The organism is Dietzia sp. B44, from assembly GCF_014145245.1.
In the GTDB taxonomy this organism is placed as follows: domain Bacteria; phylum Actinomycetota; class Actinomycetes; order Mycobacteriales; family Mycobacteriaceae; genus Dietzia; species Dietzia natronolimnaea.
The window spans coordinates 1-2,612 of record NZ_JAALEF010000346.1 but is presented as its reverse complement, the minus strand read 5'-3'; the positions used below and the strand labels follow the sequence as shown (position 1 = coordinate 2,612).

The 2,612-nt window shown below is 70.4% G+C and carries 2 protein-coding genes; both read left to right on the top strand.

What is annotated here, in order from left to right; genetic code table 11:
* Positions 1 to 1,398 (top strand): UDP-N-acetylmuramoyl-tripeptide--D-alanyl-D-alanine ligase (locus tag G6017_RS11595; RefSeq protein WP_182617470.1); only part of this gene is annotated, 1,398 nt, incomplete at its 5' end.
* On the top strand, positions 1,395 to 2,489 hold the full coding sequence (gene mraY / locus G6017_RS11590; RefSeq protein ID WP_182617468.1) for a phospho-N-acetylmuramoyl-pentapeptide-transferase: 1,095 nt from the start codon (positions 1,395 to 1,397) through the stop codon (positions 2,487 to 2,489). The genes G6017_RS11595 and mraY, both read left to right, overlap by 4 nt.
* Positions 2,490 to 2,612: the final 123 nt, after the last annotated feature.

The following is a 2,612-nucleotide window of genomic DNA, read 5'->3' as shown; positions in this document are numbered from 1 at the left end:
TGTGGACTGTTCCTCGCACTCCCCGGCGAGCGGGTCGACGGACACGAGTTCGTCGCCCGCGCGCTGCAGGCGGGTGCGGCGGCGGCGCTGGTCGCCCGCGAGGTCACCGATGTCCCCGAGGGTGCGGGCGCGCAGGTCGTGGTGCCCCCCGTGGACCGGCGCGTGACCAACGCCATGGTCCTGGCCGCGGATTCCGACGGGTCCGGTGCGGCGGTGCTCGCGGCGCTCGGGTCCCTGGCGCGCGCCAGCGTGGACAGATTGGTCGCCGACCACGGGCTCGTCGTGGTCGGGATCACCGGCTCCTCGGGCAAGACCAGCACAAAGGACCTCATCGGCGCGGTTCTCTCCGCGGCCGGGACGGTCATCGCGCCGCCCGGATCGTTCAACAACGAGATCGGCCATCCCTGGACCGCCCTGCGTGCCGATGAGTCCACGGACTTCCTGGTGCTCGAGCTGAGTGCCCGCGCGCCGGGCAACATCCGCGAGCTCGCGGAGATCGCGCCCCCGAGGATCGGTGTGGTGCTCAACGTGGGGACCGCGCACCTGGGTGAGTTCGGGTCGCGTGACGTCATCGCCGCCACGAAGGGTGAGTTGGTCGAGGCCCTGCCGGATGCGGCCCACGGAGGGGTCGCGGTGCTCAACGCCGACGATGACCGGGTCCTGGGAATGGCCGGGCGGACGTCCGCCGAGGTCGTGACGGTCGGGACGGGCCGGTCCGCGGACCTCCGCGCCGAGGACGTGCGGCTCGACGACGAGGTCCGGGCCTCCTTCCGGCTGGTGACCCCGGACGGCGAGGCCGACGTGGCCCTCCGCGTCCACGGGGAGCACCAGGTGGGCAACGCCCTGTCGGCCGCCGCGGTGGGTCTGGCCTGCGGTATGGACGTCGCCGCGGTCGCCGCCGCTCTCGGCACCGCCCGGGCCGCCTCCGCCCGGCGGATGGACGTCCGGGTCACCGCCGACGGTGTCACCGTGATCAACGACTCCTACAACGCCAACCCCGATTCGGTGCGGGCCGCGCTCAAGTCGCTCGCGGTGATGGCCCGGTCGGGAGGGGGACACCGCCGGACCTGGGCGATCCTGGGCGAGATGGCGGAACTCGGCGACGACTCGGTGACGGAGCACGACCTCATCGGGCGGTTCCTCGTGCGCCTCGACGTGTCCCAACTCGTGGTGGTCGGCCGGGGTCGACCCCAGCGCGCACTTTTCCAGGGGGCGGTGCAGGAGGGCTCGTGGGGATCGGAGGCGGAGCACGTCGAGACCGCCGAGGAGGCGTCCGCCATCGTCGACGAGCGCGTACAGCCGGGGGACATCGTGTTGGTCAAGGCCTCGGCGGCCGTGGGCTTGTGGAGCGTCGCGGAGCATCTGCTCGCGTCGCGTGGTGAGGAGAAGTCCGAATGACCCAGATCATGATCGCGGGCATCGTCGCCTTCGTCGTGAGCATCTTCCTCACCCCGGTGCTCATCATCTACTTCCGTCGGCACGGCTTCGGGCAGGAGATCCGCCTGGAGGGCCCCCAGTCGCACATGAGCAAGCGCGGGACCCCCAACATGGGCGGGATCGCGATCCTCGCCGCGGTGTGGCTGGGGTACATCGTGGCCGGGCTGGTGGGGCAGGTGACGGTGGGCGGTGGCGGGTTCACCGCCTCCGGCCTGCTCATCCTCGGACTGGCCACCGCGTTGGCCGTGGTCGGGATGATCGATGACGGCCTCAAGGTGTTCAAGCGGCACAACAAGGGTCTGGGCATCCTGTCCAAGACCGTCGGTCAGGTGCTCGCGGCGCTCGCCTTCGGCATCCTGGTCCTGGGCTTCCGCAACGACGACGGACTGACCCCTGCCAGCAGGTCGCTGAGCTACATGCGGGACTTCGTCGCCGTGACCGTCCCGGTGGTCGTGTTCCTGGTCTTCATCGTTCTCCTGGTCTACGGCTGGTCCAACGCGGTCAACTTCACCGACGGTCTGGACGGGCTCGCGGCGGGGTCGATGGCCATGGTCATGGGCACCTACGTGGTGTTCAGCTTCTGGCAGTTCCGGTACTCGTGCTTCTCCACGGCGGAGGGGGTGGACCTGTCCGGGTGTTACCAGGTCCGGGATCCCCTCGACATCGCCGTGGTGTGCTCCGCCGCGCTCGGGGCGTGCCTGGGCTTCCTGTGGTGGAACGCGGCGCCGGCCAAGATCTTCATGGGCGACACGGGGTCGATGTTCCTGGGCGGCATCGTCGCCGGAGTCTCGGTGGTCTCGCGGACCGAGCTCCTCATGGTCGTCGTCGCCGCGGTCTTCGTGATCGAGTTCGTCTCGGTGCTCATCCAGGTCGCGGCGTTCCGCACCACCGGCCGTCGTCCGTTCCGGATGACACCCATCCACCATCACTTCGAGAACGGCGGGTGGGCCGAGACGACCGTGACCATCAGGTTCTGGCTCCTCGTGGCCATCTCCTGTGGCCTGGCCATCGCGCTGTTCTACGGTGACTGGCTCGCGAGCTCGACGGGATGACGGACGTGACACGAGAGCGTGTGGACATCCGCGACCTCGCCGGCGCCCGCGTGCTCGTCCTCGGCGCCGGGGTGTCCGGGCCGGGGGCCGTCCGGATCCTCCACGCGCTCGGCGCCGAGCCCG